24 protein-coding genes and 2 riboswitches are annotated in these 22,814 nt (G+C 74.4%); of the genes, 11 read left to right on the top strand and 13 right to left on the bottom strand.

Going from position 1 to position 22,814, the window contains the following annotated elements; translation table 11 throughout:
- Window positions 1-2: 2 nt before the first annotated feature.
- The 4 genes from KUM42_RS02030 to KUM42_RS02015 are packed head-to-tail and all read left to right on the top strand — an operon-like array spanning window position 3 to window position 2,560.
- Window positions 3-866, top strand: coding sequence for a metal ABC transporter ATP-binding protein (locus KUM42_RS02030; protein ID WP_237494659.1), 864 nt, complete (start codon window positions 3-5; stop codon window positions 864-866).
- Window positions 863-1,762 carry a metal ABC transporter permease gene (locus KUM42_RS02025; protein WP_237494658.1) on the top strand — a complete coding sequence of 300 codons (900 nt, stop codon included), beginning with the start codon at window positions 863-865 and terminating at the stop codon, window positions 1,760-1,762. Before KUM42_RS02030 ends, KUM42_RS02025 begins: the two co-directional genes overlap by 4 nt.
- 4 nt (window positions 1,763-1,766) lie before the next feature.
- A complete protein-coding gene (locus tag KUM42_RS02020; protein WP_237494657.1) occupies window positions 1,767-2,147 on the top strand; it encodes a metalloregulator ArsR/SmtB family transcription factor in 381 nt (126 codons plus the stop codon).
- The gene (locus KUM42_RS02015) at window positions 2,144-2,560 is read left to right on the top strand and encodes a Fur family transcriptional regulator (RefSeq protein WP_237494656.1); all 417 of its coding nucleotides are present in this window, start codon (window positions 2,144-2,146) and stop codon (window positions 2,558-2,560) included. The genes KUM42_RS02020 and KUM42_RS02015 overlap by 4 nt, the downstream gene beginning before the upstream one ends.
- A 20-nt stretch (window positions 2,561-2,580) precedes the next feature.
- On the opposite strand, the gene KUM42_RS02010 is transcribed toward KUM42_RS02015, so the two are convergent.
- A complete protein-coding gene (locus KUM42_RS02010) occupies window positions 2,581-4,065 on the bottom strand; it encodes an APC family permease (RefSeq protein WP_237494655.1) in 1,485 nt (494 codons plus the stop codon).
- Between the two features lie 20 nt (window positions 4,066-4,085).
- Window positions 4,086-4,976, bottom strand: a complete 891-nt coding sequence (locus tag KUM42_RS02005; RefSeq protein ID WP_237494654.1) for a pentapeptide repeat-containing protein — start codon at window positions 4,974-4,976, stop codon at window positions 4,086-4,088.
- Window positions 4,977-5,145: 169 nt separating this feature from the next.
- Between KUM42_RS02005 and KUM42_RS02000 the strand changes: the two genes are divergently transcribed.
- The gene (locus KUM42_RS02000; RefSeq protein ID WP_237494653.1) at window positions 5,146-6,258 is read left to right on the top strand and encodes a ScyD/ScyE family protein; all 1,113 of its coding nucleotides are present in this window, start codon (window positions 5,146-5,148) and stop codon (window positions 6,256-6,258) included.
- 21 nt (window positions 6,259-6,279) lie between these two features.
- Here KUM42_RS02000 and KUM42_RS01995 read toward each other — a convergent pair whose 3' ends face one another.
- The 3 genes from KUM42_RS01995 to pdxY all read right to left on the bottom strand — a co-directional run bounded on the left by KUM42_RS01995 (window position 6,280) and on the right by pdxY (window position 7,948).
- Window positions 6,280-6,495: an RGCVC family protein gene (locus KUM42_RS01995; RefSeq protein ID WP_237494652.1), complete on the bottom strand. Its 216-nt coding sequence runs from the start codon at window positions 6,493-6,495 to the stop codon at window positions 6,280-6,282.
- A 125-nt stretch (window positions 6,496-6,620) separates the two neighbouring features.
- Entirely contained in the window at window positions 6,621-7,094 is a 474-nt protein-coding gene (locus tag KUM42_RS01990; RefSeq protein ID WP_237494651.1) for a heme-degrading domain-containing protein, read from the bottom strand.
- On the bottom strand, window positions 7,091-7,948 hold the full coding sequence (pdxY, locus tag KUM42_RS01985) for a pyridoxal kinase PdxY (RefSeq protein WP_237494650.1): 858 nt from the start codon (window positions 7,946-7,948) through the stop codon (window positions 7,091-7,093). Before pdxY ends, KUM42_RS01990 begins: the two co-directional genes overlap by 4 nt.
- A 386-nt stretch (window positions 7,949-8,334) precedes the next feature.
- On the opposite strand from pdxY, the gene KUM42_RS01980 reads away from it, so the two are divergent.
- The gene (locus KUM42_RS01980) at window positions 8,335-11,040 is read left to right on the top strand and encodes an endo-1,4-beta-xylanase (RefSeq protein ID WP_237494649.1); all 2,706 of its coding nucleotides are present in this window, start codon (window positions 8,335-8,337) and stop codon (window positions 11,038-11,040) included.
- A 98-nt stretch (window positions 11,041-11,138) separates the two neighbouring features.
- Here KUM42_RS01980 and KUM42_RS01975 read toward each other — a convergent pair whose 3' ends face one another.
- Window positions 11,139-11,639 (bottom strand): NADPH-dependent FMN reductase, encoded by a 501-nt coding sequence (locus KUM42_RS01975; protein WP_237494648.1) that lies wholly within the window; start codon window positions 11,637-11,639, stop codon window positions 11,139-11,141.
- A 64-nt stretch (window positions 11,640-11,703) separates the two neighbouring features.
- A riboswitch (SAM riboswitch) is annotated at window positions 11,704-11,817 on the top strand.
- 35 nt (window positions 11,818-11,852) lie between these two features.
- Here KUM42_RS01975 and KUM42_RS01970 point away from each other — a divergent pair.
- Together KUM42_RS01970 and KUM42_RS01965 are read left to right on the top strand one after the other, a co-directional pair.
- Window positions 11,853-13,232, top strand: a complete 1,380-nt coding sequence (locus KUM42_RS01970; RefSeq protein WP_237494647.1) for an aminotransferase class V-fold PLP-dependent enzyme — start codon at window positions 11,853-11,855, stop codon at window positions 13,230-13,232.
- A 35-nt stretch (window positions 13,233-13,267) separates the two neighbouring features.
- A complete protein-coding gene (locus tag KUM42_RS01965) occupies window positions 13,268-14,089 on the top strand; it encodes a DUF1684 domain-containing protein (RefSeq protein ID WP_237494646.1) in 822 nt (273 codons plus the stop codon).
- A 68-nt stretch (window positions 14,090-14,157) separates the two neighbouring features.
- On the opposite strand, the gene KUM42_RS01960 is transcribed toward KUM42_RS01965, so the two are convergent.
- The 7 genes from KUM42_RS01960 to KUM42_RS20100 form a co-directional block, all read right to left on the bottom strand.
- Entirely contained in the window at window positions 14,158-14,487 is a 330-nt protein-coding gene (locus KUM42_RS01960) for a putative quinol monooxygenase (protein WP_237494645.1), read from the bottom strand.
- 84 nt (window positions 14,488-14,571) lie between these two features.
- Window positions 14,572-15,564 (bottom strand): transporter substrate-binding domain-containing protein, encoded by a 993-nt coding sequence (locus tag KUM42_RS01955; protein ID WP_237494644.1) that lies wholly within the window; start codon window positions 15,562-15,564, stop codon window positions 14,572-14,574.
- A gap of 47 nt (window positions 15,565-15,611) precedes the next feature.
- Window positions 15,612-16,589 (bottom strand): ABC transporter substrate-binding protein, encoded by a 978-nt coding sequence (locus tag KUM42_RS01950; RefSeq protein ID WP_237494643.1) that lies wholly within the window; start codon window positions 16,587-16,589, stop codon window positions 15,612-15,614.
- Window positions 16,590-16,708: 119 nt separating this feature from the next.
- Window positions 16,709-17,500: an amino acid ABC transporter ATP-binding protein gene (locus KUM42_RS01945; protein WP_237494642.1), complete on the bottom strand. Its 792-nt coding sequence runs from the start codon at window positions 17,498-17,500 to the stop codon at window positions 16,709-16,711.
- Window positions 17,497-18,462, bottom strand: a complete 966-nt coding sequence (locus KUM42_RS01940) for an amino acid ABC transporter permease (protein WP_237494641.1) — start codon at window positions 18,460-18,462, stop codon at window positions 17,497-17,499. The genes KUM42_RS01945 and KUM42_RS01940 overlap by 4 nt, the downstream gene beginning before the upstream one ends.
- A complete protein-coding gene (locus KUM42_RS01935; protein ID WP_237494640.1) occupies window positions 18,459-18,998 on the bottom strand; it encodes a GNAT family N-acetyltransferase in 540 nt (179 codons plus the stop codon). The genes KUM42_RS01940 and KUM42_RS01935 overlap by 4 nt, the downstream gene beginning before the upstream one ends.
- A 134-nt stretch (window positions 18,999-19,132) precedes the next feature.
- Window positions 19,133-19,255 carry a hypothetical protein gene (locus KUM42_RS20100; RefSeq protein ID WP_255557530.1) on the bottom strand — a complete coding sequence of 41 codons (123 nt, stop codon included), beginning with the start codon at window positions 19,253-19,255 and terminating at the stop codon, window positions 19,133-19,135.
- Between the two features lie 36 nt (window positions 19,256-19,291).
- Window positions 19,292-19,405, bottom strand: a riboswitch (SAM riboswitch).
- Between the two features lie 156 nt (window positions 19,406-19,561).
- Here KUM42_RS20100 and KUM42_RS20380 point away from each other — a divergent pair.
- The 3 genes from KUM42_RS20380 to KUM42_RS01925 are packed head-to-tail and all read left to right on the top strand — an operon-like array spanning window position 19,562 to window position 22,804.
- Window positions 19,562-19,657 (top strand): putative leader peptide, encoded by a 96-nt coding sequence (locus KUM42_RS20380; protein WP_370629330.1) that lies wholly within the window; start codon window positions 19,562-19,564, stop codon window positions 19,655-19,657.
- A 22-nt stretch (window positions 19,658-19,679) separates the two neighbouring features.
- On the top strand, window positions 19,680-21,593 hold the full coding sequence (locus KUM42_RS01930) for an FAD/NAD(P)-binding domain-containing protein (protein WP_237494639.1): 1,914 nt from the start codon (window positions 19,680-19,682) through the stop codon (window positions 21,591-21,593).
- A 14-nt stretch (window positions 21,594-21,607) separates the two neighbouring features.
- The gene (locus KUM42_RS01925) at window positions 21,608-22,804 is read left to right on the top strand and encodes an LLM class flavin-dependent oxidoreductase (RefSeq protein ID WP_237494638.1); all 1,197 of its coding nucleotides are present in this window, start codon (window positions 21,608-21,610) and stop codon (window positions 22,802-22,804) included.
- Window positions 22,805-22,814: the final 10 nt, after the last annotated feature.

Genomic DNA, 22,814 nt, shown 5'->3' with positions numbered 1-22,814 from the left:
TGATGAGCACCAGCGCGGGCGTCCGCCCGGACGCCGCCGCCCCGCCGCTGTCCACCCGGGGGGCGGCGGTGGCGTTCGGCGCCCGGACGCTGTGGAGCGGTCTGGACCTGGACGTGGCGCCGGGGGAGTTCCTCGCCGTCCTCGGCCCGAACGGGGCGGGCAAGTCGACGTTCCTGCGGGCCGTGCTGGGTGAGCAGCCGCTGTCCGCCGGCACGATGTCGGTCGTCGGGCGGGCGCCGGGCCGCGGCAACCGGTCCGTCGGGTACGTGCCGCAGCAGAAGACGCTCAACGTCGCCACCCCGCTGCGCGCCCGCGACCTGGTGGCCCTGGGCATCGACGGCGACCGGTTCGGTCTCCGGCTGCGCAGCCGCGCGGACCGGGCGCGGGTCGACGAGGCGCTGTCAGCGGTCGGGGCGACCGCCTACGCCGACGCGCCGATCGGGCTGCTGTCCGGCGGTGAGCAGCAGCGGGTGCGGATCGCCCAGGCGCTCGTGGGCGACCCGGCGCTGCTGCTGTGCGACGAGCCGCTGCTGTCGCTGGACCTGCGGCACCAGCGCGCGGTCAGCTCGATGATCGACCGGCGGCGCCGCGAGCACGACACCGCGGTGGTCTTCGTGACCCACGAGATCAACCCCGTGCTCGACATGGTCGACCGGGTCCTCTACATCGCCGGCGGCCGGCACCGGCTGGGCACCCCGGCCGAGGTGCTGACGTCGGAGTCGCTCAGCGACCTCTACCGCACGCCGGTCGACGTGTTCACCGTGCGCGGCCGGATCGTCGTCGTCGGCACGCCCGACCACCCGGTCGAGGCCGGCCGCGGGCACGACCACTCCCACCACCCCGACGTCACGGTGGAGCACCGATGAGCGACTTCTTCTCCTTCGACGACTACGGCCGGCTGCTCGGCCTGGTGCACAACTCCCTCATCGCGGCGGCGCTGCTCGGCGTCATCGGCGGGCTGGTGGGCGTCTTCGTGCAGATGCGGGACATGCAGTTCGCGGTGCACGGCATCGCCGAGCTGTCCTTCGCCGGTGCGGCGGCCGCGCTGCTGCTGGGCGTCAACGTCGCGCTCGGCTCGGTGCTGGGCTCGCTGCTCGCCGGTGCCCTGATCGGGGCGCTGGGCATCCGCGCCCGCGACCGCAACTCCGTGATCGGCGTCCTGATGCCCTTCGGGCTCGGGCTGGGCGTGCTGTTCCTCGCGCTGTACGAGGGCCGGGCGGCCAACAAGTTCGGGCTGCTCACCGGGCAGGTCGTCTCCGTGGCCGGTGAGCAGCTGGGCTGGCTGATCAGCCTGTCGGTCGTGGTGGTCATCGGCCTGGCGGTCATCTGGCGCCCGCTGACCTTCATCAGCGCCGACCCCGAGGTCGCGGTCGCCCGTGGCCTGCCCGCCGGGCTGCTGTCGGTGCTGTTCACCGTGCTGCTGGCGCTCGCGGTCTCCCTCGCCGTCCAGGTGGTGGGGGCGCTGCTGGTGCTCTCCCTGCTGGTGACCCCGGCGGCCGCGGCGTTCCGGGTGACCGCCTCCCCGGTGCTGGCCCCGGTGCTGAGCGTCGCCTTCGCCGTCACCTCCGCCGTCGGCGGCATCCTGGTGGCGCTGGGCACCAGCGTGCCGATCAGCCCCTTCGTCACCACGATCAGCTTCCTGATCTACCTGGTGTGCCGGCTCAGCTCCCGGCGGCGGGTGCGCCGCGGGTGGGGGAGCCGGGACGACGAGCCCGCCGAGCAGCCGGCAGTCGACAACAGTTCTCACATGGCGCTACCGTGATGTCATGACCGCAGCACCGAGCAGGGAGCTGGTCGCCGCACCCGGCGCCGACCCGGACACCGTCCAGGCCGCCAGCGCGCTGCTCGGTGCGCTCGCCGCCCCCATGCGGCTGGCGATCATCGCGCTGCTCGACCAGCACGGAAGCCGCTGCGTGCACCAGCTGGTCGACGCCCTCGGGGCGCCCCAGCCGCTGGTCTCCCAGCACCTGCGGGTGCTGCGCGGGGCGAGCCTGGTGGTCGGCGAGCGGCGGCACCGCGAGGTGCACTACGAGCTGGTCGACCCGCACGTGGCGCACATCGTCCGGGACGCGCTCGCGCACGTGTCGCACGCCGCCGCGCCCGCCGCCGAGGGCTGCACGACCGGGGATGGGACGATGCCGCGATGATCCGCAACACCCGCCAGCGCGCCGCCGTGGTGGCCGTCTTCGACGCACTCGACGGCTTCCACAGCGCCCAGGAGGTGCACGCCCGGATGCGCGCCGCCGGCGACAGCATCGGCCTGTCGACGGTCTACCGGGCGGTGCAGGCCCTCGTCGACGACGGCGAGCTCGACTCCATCCGCACCGACAACGGCGAGGCCATCTACCGCCGGTGCAGCACCACCCACCACCACCACCTGGTCTGCCGCAGCTGCGGGCGCACGGTGGAGGTCGAGGGGCCCACGGTCGAGCGCTGGGCCGACCGGGTCGCCGGCGAGCACGGCTTCGTCGACGTCAAGCACACCCTGGAGATCTTCGGCACCTGCGCCGCCTGCCACCGGGTGGCGAGCCAGGCCCAGCCGGCGACTGCCGACAGCTGAGCCCGGCGGTCGCGCGCCGGTCAGCCCTTCCCGCGCGCGACCCGCTCCTCGTGGCCCACCCGCGAGTGCCGGTAGCCGTAGAGGGCGTAGATCACCAGTCCGATCAGCAGCCAGGCCAGGAAGCGCAGCCAGGTCTCCACCTCCAGGTTGAGCATCAGGTACAGGCACGCCAGCGCGGACAGCACCGGGACGATCGGGGACAGCGGCACCCGGAACGACCGAGGCAGGTCCGGCCGGGTGCGGCGCAGCACCGGGACGGCGATCGACACCAGCACGAACGCGAACAGGGTGCCGATGCTGACCAGGTTGGCCAGGCTCTCCAGCGGGACGAAGGTGGCCGTCACCAGGACCGCGGCCGCGTAGACCAGCGTCATCCGGACCGGGGTGCCGGTGCGCGGGCTGACCTTGGCGATCGCCGGCGGCAGCAGCCCGTCGCGGCCCATGGCGAAGCCGATCCGGCTGACCGTGAGCAGGTCGACCAGGATCACCGACGTCAGCCCGGCCACGGCGGCGAGCGAGATCAGCGACGACGCCCAGCCCAGCCCGACCTGGTCGAACGCGTCGGCGATCGGTGCGCCGGCGTCGATGTCGGTGTACTTGACCATCCCGACGACCACGAACGCGACGCCGATGTAGAGCGCGGTGGCCACCCCGAGGGTGCCCAGCAGTCCCAGCGGGACGTCGCGGGAGGGCTTGCGGGTCTCCTCCGACAGGTTCGCCACCGCCTCGAAGCCGGTGTAGGCGAAGAAGACGACGGCGGCCGCGGTGAGCACCCCGCCGATGCCGAACGTGGCCGGCTCCAGCCCCGCGATGAGCGAGATCAGCGGCTGGGCCAGGCCACCGGTGTCCTCCGACGGCTGGCCCGCGGGGACGAACGGGGTGAGGTTGGCGCCCTTGACGAACCAGATGCCGGTGACCACGACGAACACGCAGACGGCGACCTTGACGACGACCAGCACGTTGGTGACCCGCGCCGACTCCTTGATGCCCAGCACCGCGACCAGGGTCAGGACGACGACGATGAACGCCGCGCCGACGTTGCCCGTCGCTTCCTCGCCGAACAGCGAGGGCGGCAGGTCCAGCAGGTTGCCGATGTAGGCCGACCACCCGCGGGCGACGACGGCGGCGCCGAAGGCGAACTCGAGGAACAGGTCCCAGCCGATGACCCAGGCCAGCAGCTCGCCGGTGGTGGCGTAGGCGTAGGTGTACGCGCTGCCCGCGGTCGGCACGCTCGAGGCCAGCTCGGCGTAGCAGAGCGCGGCGAGCAGGGCGACGACCCCGGCCAGGGCGAAGCTGATCACCACGGCCGGGCCGGCGGTCTCCCGGGCCTGGATGCCGGTGAGGGTGAAGATGCCGGTGCCGATGACCACGCCGATGCCGAAGCCGATCAGGTGCCGGGCGCTGAGCCGTTTCTGCAGGTGGCCGACGGAGCCGGTACCGGCGTCGTCGTCGGAGCCGACGTCGGACTGGATGGCCTCGAGGGACTTCGTCCGGAACAGTTGCACCGCGCCACGCTAGGGCGCGATCAGCGGCGGCGCCGCTCGAAGGTGGTCCCCGCCCACTGGACGGGACGGGCGAGCCCCGCGGGCAGCCGGGTGCCCGCGTCGCCGGTGGCCGCGGTGAGCTGGGGCTGGACGAGGAACAGCGCGCCGGTGAGGTCGGCACCGCGCAGGTCGGCGGCCCGCAGGTCGGCCCCGAGGAGGTCGGCCCGCCGCAGGTCCGCACCCCGCAGGTCGGCGCCGATCAGGTACGCGCCGCGCAGGCTCGCGCCACGCAGCTGCGCCCCGCGCAGCGAGGCGCCCATCAGGTCGGCGCCGCGCCGGTCGCGCGCCCGGCCGGGCACGTCGGCGCGGACGGTCTCGCTGACCTGGTCCAGCAGCGCGCCGACCTCGGCGCGCAGGCTCCCGGCGTCCAGTGCCACCAGGTCCGGCGCCGGGGCGAGGGTGTGCTGCTCGGTGCGGGCGCGGGCCGTCTCGACGGCGGCGCGCAGCGGCCCGTCGGGGAGCAGGGTGGCGGCCTCGATGAGGTGCCAGAGCAGCTCGGTCAGCTGCCGCATCACCGGGAACACCGCGAACATCGTCGTCGCCGTCCCGGGGTCGGACCGCCAGTCGGCGCCGCCGAGGGTCTGCTGGGTGACCCGCTGGCCGGCGCCCAGGCAGTCGAAGACCGTGCAGCCGGGGAAGCCCCGGTCGCGCAGCCGGTCGTGGATGCCGCAGCGGGAGTCGCTGCGCAGGTTCGGGCACGGGGTGCCGGCCGGCTTGTCGATCGCGAAGTCGGCCGAGGCGGCGAACGCCGGGGCCACGCAGCACAGCCCGACGCAGCGGCTGCAGTCGGCGGTCAGGTCGGCGCGCAGGGCCGCCAGGTCGGGCGCCGCCGGGTCGGGCGCCGTCGGCGAGGGGGGAGGCGGCACGGTCACCGGCCGACTGTAGGTGCCGGGTACGGCCGCCGTGGCAGCACGCCGCTACCGCCTGCGACGGCGCGCGACACCGCTCCCGACGACCCGTTGAGCGCCGACCGACGGGGCGAGGAAGGTGTCCGGCGTCACAGCAGGTCCACAGACGCGGGGGAGATCGAGAGGGAGCTCGATGAGGCGTTCCAGGAAGACCGCCGTGCTCGTCGCGGCCGGCGCCGCGCTGGTGGTGCTGCCGGCGACCCCGGCGGGCGCCGGTGGCGGCCACGGTCACGGCGCACCGGTCAGCACCGTGGCCGGCGGGCTGGACGGTCCCCGCCAGCTGAGCGACTACCGGGGCGACCGGGTCGTGGTCGCCGAGTCCGGCAGCGGGGAGGTGTCCTCGGTCTCGCTGCGGTCGGGCAGGGTCGAGACCCTGCTCAGCGGGCTCGCCACACCGCAGGGCGTGGACTACGACCGGGGCCGGCTGTACGTCGCCACCGGGGAGGCCGGACCGCCGGCGGAGGGCGAGGAGCCGGCGCCGCCGCTGCCGGGGGCCAGCTCCCTGGTGGTCGCCGAGCCCGGCGGCGAGGTGCTGCAGACCATCGACCTGCTGGCCTACGAGCTGGCGGCCAACCCCGACGGCCAGCTGCAGTTCGGCCCCGACGGCGCGCCCGTCGACGCGCTGTCCAACCCCTACGCCGTGCTGGCCCAGGGTCGGCGGGTGCTGGTGGCCGACGCGGGCGCCAACGCCGTCCTGTCGGTCGACCGGCACAGCGGCGAGGTGTCGACGTTCTTCGTCCCGCCGCTGGTCACCGACGTCCCCGGTTGCGCCGGCGCGGAGAACAACCCGGGCACCGTCGGCTGCGACCCGGTGCCGACCGGCATCGCCGAGGGCCCGTGGGGCGAGGTGTACGTCAGCACGCTGGGCGCCGACGTGCCCGGCGCGGGCCGGGTGTACGTGCTCTCCCCGCGCGGTCGCGTGCTCGACGTGATCGAGGGGCTCACCGCGCCGACCGGGCTGGCCGTCGACCGGCGCGGCACGGTCTACGTGTCGAACGTCGGGGAGGGGGCGCCGGAGGGTGAGCCGGGTCCGGACTTCGACCCGGCCACGGTCGGTGAGGTCACCAAGGTGACCCGGCACGGCGAGCGCAGCACCGCCCAGGTCACCATGCCGACCGGCCTGCTGGCCCGGGACGGCGGGCTCTACGCCTCGGCGTGGAGCGTCACGGAGTTCCTCGGGCTCCCGGCCGACGCCGGTGAGGTCGTGCGCGTCGGCCGCGGCGCGTTCACCCCGGTCGGCGGCTGAGCCGATCCGCCGCCGGCGGGGTCAGGACGCGCTGCAGACGCAGCCGCGCCGGGTCCCGCCGGCGGTGGTGGCCAGGCAGAACCGGACGCCGATCCGGTCGTGCGCGCTCATCGGGTGCGCGCAGGCCGGGCACCCAGGGGCCTCGGGCACGCCGGCGTGGGCGGCCTCGGGGGCCTCGGCCAGCGGCGGGGCGTCGCTGGCGAAGGGCGAGGTGGTGGCGGACGGGGATGCGGTCATGGCACTGGCCTGACTCCGCCGACGGCGCGGCGGGAGGAGTGCGCGGCGCCCGACGGTCGTCGGGACCTGGCGCGAGTTGGACCGTGACCCCGACGCTACGCCGTGAGGGAGAGCCGGCCGGCCGGTCAGCCCCGGGTCGCCAGGTGGGCCCGCAGCGCGGCGACCACCATCGCGTGGTCCTCGACCTGCGGCAGCCCGGAGACCACGACGACGCCGACCGGGCCGACGTCCCGCACGATCACCGGGAAGCCGCCGCCGTGGGCCACGTAGCGCTCGGGGTCCAGGCCGAACTCCGCCTCGAACGTCGTCCCGGCCTCCCGGGAGCGCTGCCCGACGTACAGCGAGCTGTGCCCGAACCGGTGCACCGTGGCGGCCTTGCGGGCGATCCAGGTGTCGTTGTCCGGCGTCGCGCCGGGCAGTGCGGCGTGGAAGAGCTGGTGGGAGTGCCGCGAGATCTCGATCGCGACCGGCAGCTGCTCGGCCTGCGCACGGGCGACGAGCGCCGAGCCGAGGGCCCAGGCGTCGTCGTTGGTGAAGCCGGGCAGCTGCAGCTCGGCCTCCTGGGCGGCGAGCTCGGACAGGGCGGGGAAGTCGGTCATGGTCGGACCTCGGTCACGTCGAAGGTGCGGGTGGGGGACACGTACTCGTCCTGCGCGGCGACCAGCAGGATCTCGCGGGAACCGGCCTCGGCGGTCATCCGCAGCAGCCCGAACACCGAGGCCGCCGCCGCACCCAGGGCCTGCTCGGCCGACCGGGTGCGCAGCCAGTGCGCCAGGAACAGGGCGGCGATGGCGTCACCGGCGCCGTTGACCGACACGTCCAGCCGCGGCGTGCGCACCCGGAAGTGCCGGCCGCCCTCGGACGCGAGCAGGTCGACGGCGTCGTCGGGGGTGTCGTCGGTGACCAGGGATGTGGTCAGCACGACCCGCGGGCCCAGCGCCTGGACGACGGCCACGGCCTCGGCGACCTCGGCCAGCGTGCGGGTCTCGCGCTGGGCGAGCAGGTCGAGCTCGAAGTGGTTGGGCGTGACGACGTCGGCGGCCGGGACGGCGACCTCGCGCAGGAACTCCGGGATGCCGGGGCGGACGAACACCCCGCGCCCGACGTCGCCGATCACCGGGTCGCAGCACCACACGGCGTCGGGGTTGGCGGCCCGCACCTTCGCCACCGCGCCGAGCACCGCGTGGCCGATGTCGGCCGAGCCCAGGTAGCCGGACAGGACGGCGTCGCAGCTGCCGAGCACGCCGCGGTCCTCGATGCCCTGCACGACCTCCTCGACGGCCTGGCCGTCGAAGACCCGCCCGGTCCAGGCGCCGTAGCCGGTGTGGTTGGAGAACTGCACGGTGTGCACCGGCCAGACCTCGATGCCCAGCCGCTGCAGCGGGAAGACCGCCGAGGCGTTGCCCGCGTGCCCGTAGGCCACGTGCGACTGGACGGACAGGACGTTCACCATGCCGCCGACGATGGCACACGCCGTCCGGACCACCGCGAGCTCCCGTTCGGCGTCGTCTGCCCGCCCGTGTCCCAGATCACCTGCACGAGCACAGCCGGGACTCAGGGTGAGCGACGCGCCGTCGACGCGCCGAACCTAGCAGCTTCCGGAAGTTGTTGATGCGTTGGGCCGTCACGCCGGGTGATCGGCGGGCGTCTGACCGACCCCGCGGGCAGACCGACCGGAGATGACGAGACCGTTGACCCCGGATTGCAGCGATGTTTCACTTCCGCGCAGTGCCGAGCGACTTCCGACACTTTCCGTTACCTCCACCCGAGCACCGCCGCCCGAGGAGAACGCCACACATGGGACAACGTCGTCTGGGAGCCGGGGCACTGTGCCTCGCCATGGCCGGAGGGGTGGGCCTGCTGGCCGCCCCCGCCGCGTCCGCCGCCCCCTCCACTGTCTTCGAGACCGGGTTCGAGTCCGGCACCGCCGCCTTCTTCGGCCGCGGTGACGCGAAGGTCGCCGTCAGCACCGCCGAGGCCCACACCGGCACGTCGAGCCTGCTGACCACCGGCCGCTCGCAGGCCTGGAACGGCCCCGCCCTCGACGGGAAGACGCTGATGCCGGCCGGCACCTACGACATCGAGGCCTGGGTCAAGCTGCCCGCCGGCTCCGGCGCCGACCAGGTCTCGCTGAGCGTCGCGCGCACCCCGTCCGCCACCGGCACGACCAGCTACGACTCGGTCGCCTACCAGGTCGCCGTCAACGACACGGGCTGGACCAAGGTCAGCGGCCGCTACACCTTCGCCACCGCGAACAGCAGCCTCGAGGTCTACCTGGAGAGCCCCGACGCGACCCAGCAGTTCTTCCTCGACGACGTCCGCATCGTCGGCGAGGCCGCCGCGCCCGTGACGCCGGGCACCGCACTGCCGCTGTCGACGGACTTCGAGTCCGGCCTGCAGGGCTGGGCCCCTCGCGGTGACGCGAAGGTCGCCGTCACCGCCGGCGCCGGCCGCAACGGCACCGCCGGGCTGGCCGTGACCAACCGGCTGCAGAACTGGCAGGGCCCGGCCATCGACGTGACGAAGAACGTCGCGATCGGCCAGGCCGTGCGCGTCTCGGTGTGGGCCAAGCTCGCCCCGGGCCAGGCGCCGGCGTCCCTGCAGCTGTCCGTGCAGCGCGACAAGGGCACGGTCACCAACTACGAGGGTGTCGGTGGCGCCGCCGCCGTCGTCTCGGCCGACGCCTGGACCCAGCTGACGGGCACCTACGTCCTGGGTGCGCCGATCGACAAGGCGCAGCTGTACGTCGAGGGCACCGCCAACGTCGCCTTCACCATCGACGACCTGACGTTGACGCCGATCGTGGAGGAGCCGATCCAGGACGTCCCGGCGCTCAAGGACGTGCTCGGTGCGCAGGGCTTCGAGCACGTGAGCACCGCCATCGACTCGCGGGAGACCGTGGGCCGGCCCTCGAAGCTCTACACCAAGCAGTTCAACTCCTTCACCCCGGAGAACGACGGCAAGCCCGAGAGCACCGAGCCGACGCAGGGGAACTTCACCTTCGGCAACCTCGACCGGCTGCTGGACTTCGCCGACGCGAACAACGTGCAGGTCTACGGCCACGTGCTGTTCTGGCACTCCCAGACCCCGGCCTGGTTCTTCCAGGACGACGTGGACCACCACACGCTGACGAACTCCGCGGCCGACCAGGCCACGCTGCTCAGGCACATGGACGCGCACGTCAAGGGCATCGCCGACCACGTCAACGCCCGCTACGCAGCCAGCGGCAAGCCCGTCCCGATCTGGGCCTGGGACGTGGCCAACGAGACGATCGAGGACGGCGCCAACGGCAACGCCCACGACATGCGCAACAGCCCGTACTACCGGGTGCTGGGCGAGCAGTGGGTGGCCAAGGCCTTCGGCATCGCCGACAGGTACTTCCCGCAGCAGAAGCTGTTCCTCAACGACTACAACACCGAGATGCCCACGAAGCGGGCCGACTACCTCGAGCTGATCGACTCGCTGGTGAAGGCCGGGGCGCCGATCGACGGGGTGGGCCACCAGGCGCACGTCGACTTCAGCCGGCCGATCGAGTGGCTGGACGACTCGCTCACCGCCGTCGAGCAGCTCAGCGCCCGCACCGGGCACCCGCTGCTGCAGGCGATCACCGAGCTGGACGTCAGCGACTCGGCGGAGAACAACGGCGCCGACGTCAGCGCCGGCACCGTGCCGCAGCACCGCCCCGGGATGGCCGACCAGGCCGAGGCCGAGACCGAGGTCGGCTACTACTACCGCGACCTGTTCGACATGCTGCGCACCCACAGCGACTCGATCCAGTCGGTGACCTTCTGGGGTCTGGACAACGCCCGCAGCTGGCTGCGGACGTGGCCGGCGGCCCGCCCGTGGGAGGCGCCGCTGCCCTTCGGTGACCAGCTCGAGGCCAAGCCCGCCTACTGGGGCATCGTCGACCCGGAGCAGCTCGCGGCGCGTCCGAGCGACCAGCTCGCGCCCCGCATCGCCGGGCACGACACCGTGTACGCCACCTCCATCAGCACCAAGGGCGCGACGGTGACCTACGCGGTGACCGCCGGCGACACCCGCGACGGCGCGGTCACCCCGGTCTGCACCCCGCCGTCGGGCTCGCTGTTCCCGATCGGCACCACCAAGGTCACCTGCACCGCCACGGACAGGGCCGGGAACACGGCCAACCCGGTGAGCTTCGACGTGGTCGTCACCGCGCCGCCCACGACGACGAAGCTGTACTCACAGATCAACAACGGGTCGGTCGTCCGGGCCAACGTGAAGCAGAACGTCCAGGTGGTCGTGCAGTTCGGCAACAAGGGCACGGGCACGCTCGTGGGCAGCTCGTTCGCCCTCAGCTGCACTCAGAAGTCCGGTCCGGCGATGAAGCTGGAGCTGGCCCCCGGGTCGGCCCAGCAGGTCACCAACCGCGACTACCCGGCCGAGCAGAACGCCACCTTCCAGCTGCGGGGCACCCCCACGCAGGTCGGGACGGCGACGTTCGACTGCACGCTGACGATGACGGACAGCTTCGGCGCGAAGGTGACCAGCACGAACACGGTCACCGTCGACGTCCGGAAGTGACCTTTCCCCGTCCGGGGCGCTGACCGCGTCCCGGACGGGACCCGAACAGGCCGAGGCCCCCGCTCACCGTCGAGCGGGGGCCTCGTGCCGTCGGGAGGTCAGTCGCGGCCGGCGGTGCGGGCAGCGGTCACCTGTCGGCGGGCGACGGCCGCCCACTCCTCCAGTGGACCGGGGGCGTCCCACACCCGGTCGACCAGGTAGAGCCCCCGGGTGGGTGTCGTGGCGCCCAGCTCGACCAGTACCGGCTTCAGCAGCAGCTCCGGCGCCAGCGCGTGCGTCGGCCCCCCGCCGAGCATGAGCGGGACGGCGACCACCCCGGCCAGGTCACCGGTGCCCACCTGGTCCAGGAACAGCTTCAGCAGGCCGGTGTAGGTGGCCTTGTAGGTCGGGCTCGCCACGACGGCGACCTCCGCCCGGCGCAGCGCCTCGACGGCCTCGGCGACCGCGGGGTCACCCCAGCCCAGCAGCCCGGCGCCCAGGTCGACGACGTCCACGACCCGGTCCGGCGGTGCGCCGGTCAGCTCGGCCACGACGCGCTCGGCGGCGGCGCGGGTGCGGGAGTTCGGCTTCGGGTTGCCCACGACGGCGATGGTGGTCACGACACAAAGCCCATCACATCGGTCGGGATTGACGACAGGCAGCGTGCCTGCCAGTCTGGAGCCAGGTCACGAGTGCCAGCGTTCAGCCCCGGCTTGCTGGCCGGCAACCCTCCTCCGCGAGCGGGTGCCCCGGGTGACGACCTGGCGGCTGCAGCACCGCAGCCGCAAAGCGCGGACCCGTGCCCCGGGTCCCCGGCCCGCAGGAGCACCCCCATGTCCAGCGCACTCCTCTGTTCCCCGGTCCCCACCGCCGTGCCCGGCGCCCTCCCGCTGCTGCCGGTCGTCGGCGCCGCGACCCAGGTGCCGCTCGTCCCGGGCGGCAGCACCCGCTACGTCGACCTCGACACCGCCGCCAGCGCGCGGGCCCTGCAGTCGGTCGCCGACCGGGTCGCCGAGGCGCTGCCGCTCTACGCCAGCGTGCACCGCGGCGCCGGGTACCTCTCGCAGGTCTCCACCGCGCTCTACGAGTCGGCGCGCTCGACCGTGGCCGGGTTCGTCGGTGCCCGGGCGGACGACGTCTGCGTGCTCACCCGGCACAGCACCGACTCGCTGAACCTGCTGGCCGGCGCCGTCCCGGCCGGGGCCGCCGTGCTGGTGCTCGACTGCGAGCACCACGCCGACCTGCTGCCCTGGCAGCGCCGCGGCCCGGTGACCGTCCTGCCCACCGGCGACACGGTGGTGGCCACCCTGCGCGCCCTCGGCGCGGAGCTGGCCGCCGCCCCGTACGCGCTGGTCGCGGTCACCGGGGCGTCCAACGTCACCGGTGAGTCGCTGCCGCTGGCGGAGGTCGTCGAGCTCGCACACGCCGCCGGTGCCCGGGTGGTCGTCGACGGCGCGCAGCTGGTGCCGCACCGCCGTTTCTCCCTCGCCGCCACCGGTGCCGACTACGTCGTCTTCTCCGGGCACAAGACCTACGCGCCGTTCGGTTCCGGGGCGCTGGTCGGCCGCCGCGACTGGCTGGACGCCGCACCGGCGTACCTGGCCGGCGGCGGTGCGGTCACCGAGGTGACGGTCGAGGAGACCAGCTGGGCGGCCGCCCCGCACCGGCACGAGGGCGGCTCGCCGAACGTGCTCGGCGCCGTCGCGCTGGCCGCGGCCTGCGACGCGCTGGCCGCCCTCCCCGCCGGTGCCCTGGAGGAGCACGAGCGGGCGCTGCGCGCCCGGCTGACCGCCGGCCTGGCCACGCTGCCCGGCGTCCGGGTGCTGCGCATCTGGGCGGACTCCGACGAGCCCACCGGGGTCGTGTCCTTCACCGTCGCCGGCTCCGACCCGGGGCTGGTCGCGGCGTACCTGTCCGCCGAGCACGGCATCGGCGTGCGCGACGGCCGGTTCTGCGCCCACCCGCTGGTGGCCCGGCTCGGCGTGCCCGAGGGTGCACTGCGGGCCAGCGTCGGGGTGGGCAGCACCCTCGCCGACGTCGACCGGCTGGTCGCCGCCCTCGACGCCTACCTCAGCGAGGGGCCGCAGGCGGACTACGCGCAGGTCGCCGGGCGTTGGCAGCCGGTGGACGACCCCCGGCCGCTGGCCGGGCTGGCCGGCGCCGACCCGGCGGCGGTCGCCCGCGGCGCCGGCTGCGGACCGTCCCGGGCCTGACCGCCCGGCCTGACCCCCGATCCCCAGGAGCACCGATGACCCTCACCGAGACCCCCACCGAGACCCCCACCGACAGCGCGTTCGCCGACGAGTGGCGCAGCTGGCACGCCCAGCACGAGGCCGCCCGCGCCGACGGCCACGGCTTCCTGGCGATCACCGGCCTGACCTGGCTCACCGGTGAGCCGCAGCGGGTCGCCGGCGTCCCGGGGGAGTGGTGGACCGGGCCCGGCGGACCCGTGGTGCGGCTCGCCGACGGCGAGGAGCTCGTCGCCGACGGTGCCACCGTCTCCGGGGAGCACGCGTTCGGCGAGATCCCCGAACGCGGTGGAGTCACCGCGGTGGTCGGGGACGTCGTCATCGAGGTCGCCCGCCGGGGCGGGTCCGACGTCGTGCGGCCGCGCGACCCGGCCAACCCGGTGCTCGCCGCCTACACCGGCACGCCCACCTACGCCCCGGACCCGCGCTGGCAGGTGACCGGCACGTACGTGCCCTTCGACCAGCCGCGCCCGACCACCGTCGGCTCGGTCGTCGAGGGCCTCGAGCACGTCTACGACGCCCCCGGCCGGATCGAGTTCACCCTCGACGGGCAGCAGCTGGCGCTCACCGCCTTCGAGGGGCTGACGTCGGACTCCTTCATGGTGCTGTTCACCGACGAGACGTCCGGGGTCACCACCTACGCGGCGAACCGGTCGCTGAAGGTCGGGGCACCCGCCGCCGACGGCACGGTGACCGTGGACTTCAACCGGGCCACCAACCTGCCGTGCGCCTACACCGTCTTCGCCACCTGCCCGCTGCCGCCGGCGGAGAACCGGCTGCCGCTCGCGGTCGAGGCGGGGGAGAAGAAGCCCGCCGCCTGACCCCCGGCACAGCACAGCGGCCGGCCACCTCGCACGAGGTGGCCGGCCGCTGTGCTGTGCCCGGGTGGTCAGCCGCGGGGCTGGACCTCGCCCATCGGGCCCCAGCCGGACAGCTCCGGGGAATCGACGTACATGATCGACGGGGTCGCCGACACCCAGTCCGGCATCTCGGCGATCGCCTTGGAGAAGTGTGCCGAGGCGGTGTGCACCGCGCCGGCCTCGGCGTCCCGGAAGCCCTCGACGAGCACCCAGGTGTGCGGCTCCTCGACGCTGCGGGACCACTCGAAGAACACGTTGCCCGGCTCGGCGCGCACGGCGTCGGTGAACTCGCCGACCAGCTCCGGCCAGCGGTCGTCGAACTCGGGACGGACGGGCCACTTCACCACGATGAGGATCACCCGGGCAGCCTAGGAGCCGCCCGCGACGCGACGGCCGGTCACCCCGGGAGCGGGGTGACCGGCCGTCGTGGTCGGTGCGGCGGGTCAGGAGGCGACCGAGGGGTTGACCTCGGGTGCCTCCACGGCCTCGTCGGTCAGGCCCCAGCGTTCCAGGGTCTTCGCGTAGCTGCCGTCGTCGAACGCGTGCTGCAGGCCTGCCTCGAACGCGTCGACCAGCCCGTTGCCCTTGAGCGAGGTCGCGGCCACGTAGGTGGTGTTGGGCCACCCGGCGTTCACCGTGCCCACGATGCTCACCGTCTTCTTGCTCTCCTGGTAGACGGCGTTGGGGTTCGGGCCGAGGTAGGTGTCGACCCGGCCGGAGGAGATGGCCAGCAGCGCATCGGCGGCGTTGGCGTAGTAGTCCAGCGTCGCCGGCGCCAGGCCCGCGGCCTCGTTGGCCTTGTTCCAGTCGAGCAGGATCCGCTCCTGGTTGGTGCCCGAGCCCACGGCCACGGTCAGCCCGGCGATGTCCTTCGCCTCGGTGATCGCCAGCGTGCTGTCGGGCTTCGCGGTGAAGGCCATGATCCCCTGCCGGTAGGTGGCGAAGTCGAACAGCTCCAGCCGCTTGGCGTTGACGCCGACGTTGCTGAACACCGCCTCGACGTCCCCGCTCTGCACCGACAGCGGCCACTGCTCCCAGGAGACGTTGCGGACGTCGAGCTCCAGGCCGAGTGACTGGGCGACCAGCGAGGCGATGTCGACCTCGCTGCCCACCACCGTGCTGTTGTCGTCGGCGAGGAAGGCCAGCGGCGGGTCGCCGGCGCCGACGATGCCGACGGTGAGCTTGCCGTCGGCGGAGATCGCGTCGGGCACCAGCGCCTCCGCGTCGGGGTCGGCGGTGGTGGTGACGCGGCCGGACTGCGCCGCGCTGGTGTCGACCACGAGCGCCTGCACGGCGCCGGCCTCGCTGGTGCCGGCCTGCTGGGCCTCGATGTCGGCCGAGCTGCTGCACGCCGACAGCAGGGTCACGGTGGACAGCAGCAGGGCGCTGGTCACCGGCAGGGCGGGACGGCGGCGGCGGGTTCGGGTGCGGGTCATGGTGGTGCCTCTCGTGGTGGTGTGGGGTCGGACGGCGGGCGGGGTCATCAGGAGCCCAGGCCCGGCGGGTTGGTGCGGGACTCGGCGACGGCCTCGGCGCCCAGGCCCCAGCGGTCGAGCACCTGTCGGTAGCTGCCGTCGGCGATCGCGCCGTTGAGCGCGGCGGTGAACGCCTCGGCCAGCCCGTTGCCCTTCTCGGTGGCGACGGCGATCTCGGCGGTGTCCGGCCAGCCGCCGTTGGTCGTGCCGGCGATGGCGACGTCCTGGGGGCTGGTCGCCGCGCTGTAGGCCGCGGTGGCGTTCGGCCCGACGTAGGTGTCGAGGCGGCCGGACTGCAGGGCCAGCACCGCGTCGTTGTAGGACTCGTAGTAGTCGATGGTCACCGGCTCCAGCCCGGCTGCGGTGTTGGCCCGGTCCCAGGCCAGCAGGATCTGCTCCTGGTTGGTGCCCGAGGACACCCCGACCCTCAGCCCGGCGACGTCCTTGGCCTCGGCGATGGTGCGGCCGCTGTCGGCCCGCACCAGCCAGCCCAGCTGGTCCACGCGGTAGGAGGAGAAGTCGAACAGCTCCTTGCGCTTCTCGGTCACCGTGACGTTGGAGATGGTGGCGTCGACCTCGCCGGACTGGGTGGCCAGCGGCCAGTTCGACCAGTCGTTGACCACCAGCTCCAGCTCCAGGCCCAGCGCGTCGGCGACCAGGGTGGCGATGTCGGTCTCGTTGCCGATGACGGTGGCGTTGTCGTCGGCGAAGAAGGCCAGCGGGACGGCACCCTGGGTCACCGAGACCTGCAGCTTCCCGTCCGGGAAGGCCCCTGCGGGCAGCAGGTCGATCGCGGCCTGGTTGCGCTGGGTGTGCACCCGGTCCTGCTCCGGGGTCGTGTTCACCACGAGGGCGTCGGTGGTGACGCCCTCCTGGACGGCGGCGGCCTGCTCGATGGCGCTGGAGCTGGTGCACGCACCGAGGGCCAGCGCGGACACAGCGGCCAGGACGGTGACGAGCGGGGCTCGCCGGCTGCGTGCGGTCACGTTCGTTCTCTCCTCGAGGTCGGTCCGCGGGCGCAGACCATCGCCGGACGGCGCACGGTGCGCCGGCCGAAGGGGGTGTGGGGGTCCGGGCCCCGGCGCGGTGGCGCCGGGGCCCTCGTTCAGAGGACGCGGGCGAGGAAGGCCCGGGTGCGGTCGTGCTGCGGGGCGTCGAGCACCTGCTCCGGCGGGCCCTGCTCGACCACCCGGCCGTCGTCCATGAAGACGACCTGGTCGGCGACCTCGCGGGCGAAGCCGATCTCGTGGGTCACCACGATCATCGTGGTGCCGGTGCGGGCCAGGTCGGTGATGACCTCGAGCACCTCGCCGACCAGCTCCGGGTCCAGCGCGGACGTCGGTTCGTCGAACAGCAGCACCGCCGGGCGCATGGCCAGGGCCCGGGCGATGGCCACCCGCTGCTGCTGCCCACCGGACAGCTGCCGCGGGTAGGCCCCGGCGCGGTCGCCGAGCCCGACCCGGGCCAGCAGGTCGCGGGCCTCGGCCTCCACCTCGGCGCGCGGCCGGCCCTGGGCTGCGACCGGTGCCTCGACCACGTTGTCCAGCGCGGTCAGGTGCGGGAAGAGGTTGAAGGACTGGAAGACGAAGCCGAACCGGGTGCGCTGGCGCAGCAGGTCCTTCTCCGGCAGCTCGTGCAGCCGGTCGCCGTCCCGGTGGGCCCTGCGGCGGTAGCCGACCAGCTCGCCGTCCAGGGCGATGAAGCCCCGGTCGACCTTCTCCAGGTGGTTGATGCTGCGCAGCAGCGTCGACTTGCCCGAGCCCGACGGGCCCAGGACGACGGTGACCGTGCCCGGCTCGACCACCAGGTCGACCCCGTGCAGCACCTCGACCCCGCTGTAGGACTTGTGCACGCCGTGCACCTCGACCCGGCCCGGGCGGGCCGTGACCGCGGTCATCGGGTGGCCCCGCGGGGGGCACCGAAGCGGGCGAGGACACCGGTCAGCTCGGAGCGCACCCGCTGCAGCGGGGTGGGCGGCAACGCGCGGACCGCGCCCCGGGCGTAGTGCCGCTCCACGTAGTACTGCACGACGGTGACGACGGTGGTGAGCACGATGTACCAGATCGCGGCGACCACCAGCATGGGCAGCACCCGCTGGGTGCGGCCGTAGATGACGCTGACGGTGTAGAAGAGCTCACCCAGGGCCAGCACGTAGACGATCGAGGTGCCCTTGAACAGGCCGATCACCTCGTTGACCGCGGTCGGCACGATGGTGCGCATGGCCTGCGGGAGCACGATCCGGGTGGTCTGCCGGCGGCGGGGGATGCCCAGGCTGGCGGCGGCCTCGTGCTGGCCGGCGTCGACGGACAGGATGCCGGCCCGCACGATCTCGGCGGAGTAGGCGGCCTGGTGCAGGCCGAGCCCCAGGATCGCGGCGCCGAACTTGTCGATCAGCGAGAGCGTCGGGACGCTGACGAAGGACGGGCCGAACGGGATGCCCAGGTCCAGGTGCTGGTAGAGGTAGGCGAGGTTGTACCAGAGCAGCAGCTGCAGGATCAGCGGCACGGAGCGGAAGACCCAGGTGTAGCCCCAGCTCACCGCCCGCAGCAGCGGCGAGCGGCTGAGCCGCATCAGCGCGAGCACCGTGCCGAGGGCGAAGCCGACCACCGCGGTGATCGCCGTCAGCTCGATGGTGGTGAGCACGCCGCGGACGATCGACTCCTCGGTCAGGTAGGCGCCCACGACGCCCCACTCCCACCGCGGGTTGGTGACCAGGCTGTTCACCACCATCGCCAGCAGCACGGCCACGGCGGCGGTGGCCACCCAGCGGCCGGGGTGCCGGGCCGGCACCACCTTCAGCTGGTCGAACGGGGTGCCGGCCGGGGGTGCGGTGGCCGGCCGGGTGTCGAGGGTGGTCACGCGGGGTCTCCCAGGTGCTTGGTGAAGGCGTACAGGCGGTCGGCGACCGGCAGGCCGCGCAACGTCTCGAGGTCGGTGGGGCGGGGGACGGCGGGGTCGAACAGCGGCGTCCACCCCGTGGCGAGGTACAGGTCGCGAGCCTCGGGCTGGCGCGGGCCGGTGGTCAGGTACAGGCCCGGGTAGCCGGCCGCGGCGGCCCGCTGCTCCAGCTCGGCGAGCACCCGGCGGGCCAGGCCGCGGCGGCGGTGGGTGGCGGCGGTCCACATCCGCTTCACCTCCGCCGCACCGGAGGGGTGGGTCATGAAGGCGCCGCCGGCGACGGGCGTGCCGTCCTCCAGCAGCAGGACGAACGCCCCGGACGGCGGCAGGAACGCCTCGGCCGGGTAGCGGGTCATCTCCTCGGCGGCGCCGCCGAACAGGTCGCCGTAGCGGGCGTCGTACTCGGCGGTCAGGTCGTCGAACAGCGGCGCGGCCAGCGGGTCGTCGGGGTGGACGTCGACCACCTGCAGGTCGGCGGGGGACAGGGACGTGGGCATGCGTCAGGTGCTCCTGGACGGTGAGGAGGGCGCGCCCGCGGACCGCCGTGCGGACGGCGGGCGGTGCGCGCGGGTCAGCGCTGGGACGAGGTCAGCGCGGGGACGAGGTCAGCGCCGGGGGAGGCGCCGCTGCGTCAGCGACAGAGGGCGCTGTCGGTGCGGAGCAGGTCGACGGCGAGGCGGCCGACCAGGTCGGTGGAGACGCGCTCGACAGCGGGGCTGTCGGCGGAGGCGGCGCGGCGGCCGGTCTGTCCCACGGTGTGCTGCTCCTCGTTCGTCCCCTCGGGAGGGGAGGCCACTGCTTGCCGGGACGCGGGTCGCGCTCGGCCAGGTCGTCACCCGGGGCACCCCGTCGCAGGGAGGGTTGCCGGCCAGCGAGCCGGGGCTTGTCGCTGGCGCTCAGGACCTGGGGGGACCATAGGGGCACCACCCGCTTGTCGTCAAACACCATCGGTTTGGTAGACATTGCGGCGGGCGACACGCCACAGCGGGGAACAGCCCGCCGGCCGGGTCCCGTTCCCCCACAGAGCAGTCCACGAGACGGACGACGAGAGGAGACGCACGTGCCCAGCACCGCCCTGGTCCGCCGCCGGCACGTCGACCTCCTCCGCACGGCGAGCGCGCAGTGTCTGCGGACGGTCACGACCTCGCGTCCCTGACCCTCCGTCTCCCGGAGCCCGCATGTCCGTACGGCCGCACTCCCGCACGTCCAGCCCCTCGGTCGCCGTCGTCGGCGCCGGTCCCACCGCGATCGGCCTGCTCGAGCGGTTGATCGCCAGCGCGCCCGAGCTGTCGGGCTCCGAGCGCCTGCAGGTGCACCTCGTCGACCCGCACCCGCCGGGTGGTGGCCGCGTGTGGCGCGCCGCCCAGCCCTCCCTGCTGTGGGCCAACTCCCTGGCCGCCGACGTCACCGTCGTGCCCGACCCGTCGGTCACCGTCGAGGGCCCGGTGGGCGAGGGCTCCACGCTGTGGCAGTGGGTCGAGGCCGTCGGCCGCGCCCTGCCCGCCGGTGACCCGATCGGCGACGAGGCCCGGCGTCTCGCGCCGAACGGCTTCCCGTCCCGGCCGCTGGTCAACGCCTACCTCGGCTGGGTGCTCGCCCAGGTCGTCGAGTCCGCCCGCCCTTGGGCCGACGTGCACCTGCACACCGGCACCGCCGTCGACGTCCGGGTGGCCGACGACGGCGTGACCGTGGTGCTCGCCGACGGCCGCGAGGTGTCCGCCGACCGCGCCGTCCTGGCCCAGGGCCACCTGGACGCGCACGCCACCGACGAGGAGGCCGCGACCGCCCGGCGCGCGGCCGCGGCCGGCGCCACCTACCTGCCCACGGCCTACACCGCCGACCTGGACCTGTCGGTCCTGGCGCCGGGGGAGCCGGTGCTCGTCCGTGGGGCGGGGCTGGCCTTCACCGACCTGATGGTGCTGCTGACCAGCGGGCGCGGCGGGCAGTTCACCCCCGACGGGGACCGGCTGCGCTACCTGCCCTCGGGCAGTGAGCCGGTGCTGCACGTCGGCTCCCGCCGCGGGGTGCCCTACCGCGCCAAGCTCGGCTACGTCTGGGCCGGCCCGCCGGTGCCGCTGCAGTTCTTCACCCCGGCCGCCGTGGACGCGCAGTTCGGCGACCGCCCGCTGGACCTGCGCGCCGACCTGGCCCCGGTGATCGCCCGCGAGCTGGGCTGGGCGCACTACACCGAGCTGTTCCGCGCCCACCCCGAGCGGACGGCGCTGCCCTGGGCGGAGTTCGCCGAGCGGTACGCCGCCACCGACGACCCGGTCGCGGTGGCCGCGCTGGTGCAGGCCGCCGTCCCCGACCCGGCCGACCGCTTCGACCTGGCCGCCCGCGACCGCCCGCTGGCCGGGGCCCGGTCCGCCGACGCCGAGGCGCTGCAGGAGACGGTGCGCGACCTGGTGCGCGCCGACCTGACCCGCTCGGCGGACCCCGCCCACAGCGCCGACGCCGCCGTCTTCACCGCGCTGCTGTACTGCCACGGCACCCTCGCCGGGCTGGTCGGCGCCGGGCGGCTGACGCCCCGCTCGGAGGCCGAGGACGTCTCCGGCTGGTGGATGAACCTCTTCAGCTACCTGGCCAGCGGACCGCCCGCTCCCCGGCTGGCCGAGCTGCTGGCGCTGTCGGAGGCCGGCGTGCTGCGCTTCCTCGGCGCCGACGCGCAGTTCGAGCTCGACACCGCCGCCGGGGTGTTCCGCGCCCGGTCCGCGAGCGTCGAGGGCACCGTCGAGGCCCGCGCGATGGTCGAGGCCCGGGTGCCCGCGCCTTCGGTCGCCGCCACCCCCGACCAGCTGGTCACCGCCCTGCTCACCCGCGGCGTGGCCGCGGAGAAGGTGCTCGCCGACCCCACCGCCCCCGGCGGGGTCCGCAGCACCGGACGGCTGCACGTCGACGCCGACCAGCGGGTCGTCGACGCGACCGGCCAGGCTCAGGAGCGCCTGTTCGCCCTCGGCTTCTGGACCTCCGGTGCGCAGGTCGCCGCCTTCGCCCGGCCCCGCACCAACGCCCCCTTCTTCCGGCAGAACGACGCGCTCGCCCGCCGGCTGTGGCGCGCGCTCGTCCCCGCCGCCGTCCCCGCCGCCGCCTGACCTCTGGAGTCCCCGTGCCCACCCCCCTCCACCTCGCCGTCGCCCTCGACGGCGCCGGCTGGCACCCTGCCGCCTGGCGCGAGCCCGACGCCCGCCCCACCGAGCTGCTCACCCCCGGCTACTGGGTCGACCTGGTCACCGAGGCCGAGCGCGGCCTGCTCGACCTGGTCACCTTCGAGGACGCCTTCGCGCTGCAGTCCGGCGACCGCTGGGCCCCCGACGAGCGCACCGACCAGGTGCGCGGCCGGCTCGACGCCGTCCAGGTCGCCGCCCGGGTCGCGCCGCTGACCCGGTCCATCGGGCTGGTGCCGACCGCCGTGGTCACCCACACCGAGCCCTTCCACCTGTCCAAGGCGATCGCCACGCTGGACTTCGTCAGCACCGGCCGCGCCGGTGTCCGGGTCCGGGTCGGCGCGCTGCCGGCCGAGGCCGCGCACATCGGCCGCCGGCAGCTGCCCGACCTGCGCGAGCTGGACCCCGCCGACCCGGTCGCCCAGGCCGGACTGCGCGAGCTGTTCGACGAGGCCGCCGACTGGGTCGAGGTGCTCCGCCGGCTCTGGGACAGCTGGGAGGACGGCGCCGAGGTCCGCGACGTCGCCACCGGCCGCTTCGTCGACGTCGGCAAGCTGCACTACGTGGACTTCGCCGGCCCGCACTTCTCCGTCCGCGGTCCCTCGATCACCCCGCGCCCCCCGCAGGGCCAGCCGCTGGTGGCCGCACTCGCGCACCAGGCCGTGCCCTACGAGCTGGTCGGCCGCAGCGCCGACCTCGGCTTCGTGACGCCCACCGACGCCGCCGACGCAGCCCGCATCCTGGCCGAGATCCGCACCGCGCAGGCCGCGGCCGGGCGCGCGGAGGAGACCGTGCACGTCCTCGGCGACCTCGTCGTGTTCCTGGACGAGGACGAGGCCACCGCCCGCTCCCGCAAGGACCGCCTCGACGAGCGGGCGGGATCGGAGTACACCAGCGACGCCGCCGTCTTCGTCGGGACGCCGTCCGGCCTGGCCGACCTGGTCGCCGACTGGACGCAGGCCGGGCTGTCCGGGCTGCGGCTGCGGCCGGCCACGCTGCCGCACGACCTGCGCCAGGTCACCACCGCGCTGGTGCCCGAGCTGCAGCGCCGCGGCCTGTTCCGCACCGCCTACGAGGCGTCCACCCTGCGCGGCCTGCTCGGGCTGCCGCGCCCCGCCAACCGCTACGCCGCGGTCTGAGGAGACGACC

Source organism: Modestobacter sp. L9-4 (assembly GCF_019112525.1).
Classification (GTDB): Bacteria; Actinomycetota; Actinomycetes; order Mycobacteriales; family Geodermatophilaceae; genus Modestobacter.
This window is presented reverse-complemented; position numbering and strand designations above follow the sequence as displayed.